4 protein-coding genes and 1 pseudogene are annotated in these 2865 nt (G+C 66.3%); 4 read left to right on the top strand and 1 reads right to left on the bottom strand.

What is annotated here, in order from left to right; genetic code table 11:
- Positions 1–381: zinc-binding dehydrogenase (locus PGX04_RS32020; protein ID WP_273742167.1), on the top strand; the 381-nt coding region annotated here is incomplete at its 5' end.
- An 83-nt stretch (positions 382–464) separates the two neighbouring features.
- Here PGX04_RS32020 and PGX04_RS32015 read toward each other — a convergent pair.
- On the bottom strand, positions 465–713 hold the full coding sequence (locus PGX04_RS32015; protein ID WP_273742166.1) for a hypothetical protein: 249 nt from the start codon (positions 711–713) through the stop codon (positions 465–467).
- A gap of 111 nt (positions 714–824) precedes the next feature.
- Here PGX04_RS32015 and PGX04_RS32010 point away from each other — a divergent pair, with 111 nt between their 5' ends.
- From PGX04_RS32010 to PGX04_RS32000, 3 genes and pseudogenes are all read left to right on the top strand, one after another.
- Positions 825–2057, top strand: coding sequence for an HD domain-containing protein (locus PGX04_RS32010; RefSeq protein WP_273742165.1), 1233 nt, complete (start codon positions 825–827; stop codon positions 2055–2057).
- Positions 2058–2240: 183 nt separating this feature from the next.
- Positions 2241–2450 (top strand): hypothetical protein, encoded by a 210-nt coding sequence (locus PGX04_RS32005; protein WP_273742164.1) that lies wholly within the window; start codon positions 2241–2243, stop codon positions 2448–2450.
- A gap of 77 nt (positions 2451–2527) precedes the next feature.
- A pseudogene (locus PGX04_RS32000) lies at positions 2528–2865 on the top strand (amidohydrolase family protein); the annotation flags it as partial.

The following is a 2865-nucleotide window of genomic DNA, read 5'->3' as shown; positions in this document are numbered from 1 at the left end:
GTCGACGAGCACGCCGGGGGAGCCGGCCTCGACGTCGTCGTCGATCCGGTCGGGGACGAGCACCTCGAGACGGCGTTCGAGGCGGTCCGGCCCTACGGCAGCGTCGTGACGACCGAGTCGAGCGCGGCCGAGGGACTGGATCTCGCGCCCATGCACGCGAACTCACTCGAACTCGGCGTCGTGCTCGTCATTCTGCCGGTTCTCCTCGGCGATCGACAGGAGCGCATCGGCGAGGAACTCGCGGAAATCGCGGCCCTCGTCGACGACGGCGCGGTCGCGCCACATATCGACGAGCGCTTCGCCTTCGACGAGGCCGCCGACGCACATCGACGCGGCCAGAACGGGGACTTCCGCGGAAAGCTGTTGCTCGTCAACGAATGAGCGTGCCGCGGACAGAGCGTCCCATCGCTGGTCGGGTCCGATCCGTCCACAACGCTCGGAGTGACCGAGCCTGACGTACTCGCCTACGCCGACTCGATTTTGGACACCGTGTGAATCTCGTCGTATCGGACGCCCCCGTTCTCGGGAGACTGACCGTCGATCTCGAGGTAGTCGGCCTCGAGTCCCGTCACTTCGCCGGTAACGTCGGTCTGGTGGTCCTCCGTCCGCTCCTCGTTTCGAACCTCGACGGTGTCGCCGATTTCGACGTGGTCCCGAACGAGCGCTCTGGTCCGATCCGTGTCGGCGTCAGGGGGGATCGTCAGATCAGTCATCGTGCGTTGGACCCTACCGCGGCTACGCCGGTAGTCTTTGAGCCGGGATACGCAACTCGAGACCCGTCGTTCGGACGACCGTTTTTGTACGAACCGGCCCAATGACGACCAATGAAGGTCATCAAGGACAGCGTCCACGACCACATCCAGATCGACGGGGTCGCTCGCGACCTGCTCGATACGCCCGCGGTACAGCGGCTCCGGAATATCAGTCAGCTCGGGACCGTCTCGCTGGTCTATCCGTCGGCCAACCACACCCGCTTCGAGCACAGTCTCGGCGTCTACCACCTCGCCTGCGAAGCGCTCGAGCATCTCAACGTCGACGGGAAGCGAGCCGCGCAGGTCCACGCCGCGGCCCTGCTCCACGACGTGGGCCACGGCCCCTTCAGCCACAACCTCGAGTCGCTGACCTACCGGCGAACCGGCCGATACCACGATGACGTTCACGAGCTGCTCGCGGACGGGACAGTCGGCGAGGTGTTACGGGAGCACGGTCTCGAGCCGGCCACGATAGCGGACCTGGTCGCCGGTGAGGGGCGGTTCGGTCAGGTAGTTTCCGGCGAACTCGACGTCGATCGGATGGATTACCTGGTGCGGGACGCACACCACACGGGGGTCCCCTACGGGACGATCGATCACGGCCGTCTCGTTCGGGAGCTGACGTTCGCCGACGGCGAACTCGTCCTCGACGAGGGGAACGTCCAGACCGCCGAGAGCCTGCTGGTCGCCCGGGCGCTGATGAATCCGACCGTCTACAGTCACAGCGTCGCCCGAATATGCAAGGCAATGTTGCGGCGGGCCGGCGAACGGCTGCTGGATACGCCCGCGGCCGACGTCGACGCCGAGACGCTCCAGCGGATGGACGATCACGACCTGATCGTCGCGCTGCGCTCGTGCGAGGCGACCGACGAGTTCTCCCGGCGACTGGATCAGCGCGATCTGTTCAAGCGTGCGGTGTGGGCCGAGATCGACGACGTTCCGGGCGGGATCATCGAGGCCGACCACGAGACGATCCGAGCGTTCGAGCGCGAGATCAGCGATCGGGCGGGCGTCGAGCCGGCTCACGTCATCCTCGACGTGCCGAGTCGGCCCTCGATGACGGAGTCGACGACGCGCGTGATGGTCAACGGCGAGATCCGGCAACTGGGACAGCAGTCGCCGCTGGTCGAAGCCCTGCGGGCGGCGCAGTACTCCCAGTGGCGGCTCGGGGTCTACTCGCCGCCCGAACTGCGCGACCGAGTCGGTCGGGCCGCCGTCCAGGTGCTCGGGCTGGACATCGACGGCGCGCTGGTCAGCGAGGTCCGAGACGGGATGGACGCGACGCTGGATCAGTTCGTGGACTGAGACGGACTGCTGTCAGTCAGTTCCGGCGCAATCGCAGGACAGTTCGCGGTTGCGCCGATAAATCGTTACAGCAAACCGTCTGAGGCGGGCCGCTCCCGCGGCTCCCACCCGCTCGAGCGAGGGGGATCGTGGTAGCTACTTCAGGCTCGCGGCTTATCCACGTTCGGCGGAGAGAACGACGCGATGAGTAAATTCATCGTTCAGCTTCTGACACTGCTCGTCGTTTCGACTGCGATCGCGGTCGCGCTGGTCGGCTGGGCGAGCGGGATCATCGGAATCGGAACCGTCGACAGATCGGTCTCCGCTGTCGTCGTCGGGCTCTGCCTGTTCGTCCTGTCGGGCCTGATCGCCGTGGTGTTCGAACCCCTCGAGATCGACGACGAATCGGCCTGATACTCAGCTTCGTCCCGACCGATCCGGTGACGCCGCGAACCGTTGCCGTTGAAGGCACTGGCCCCGAACTGGTTCGTATGGAACGAACGGGTACGATTCTCCGCGGCCGTGAGTTCGACCCCGTCGAGGGACGGGTGGTCATCGACGACGACGGCCGCATCGAGGCCATCGAGGAAACGACGGTCGAGAGCGACGACATCGTCCTCCCGGCGTTCGTCAACGCCCACACCCACATCGGCGATTCGATCGCCAAGGAGGCCGGCGGCGGCCTCTCGCTCGAGGAACTCGTCGCCCCGCCGGACGGGCTGAAACACCGGCTGCTCCGTGCGGCCTCCCGCGACGACCTCGTGAGTGCGATGGAGCGGTCGCTGGGGTACATGCAACGGGCCGGCACGGCCGCCTGTCTGGACTTTCG

The sequence above is a fragment of the Natrinema soli genome, assembly GCF_028618695.1.
The sequence above is the reverse complement of the archived record's forward strand: the minus strand, read 5'-3'. Positions and strand labels throughout refer to the sequence as shown.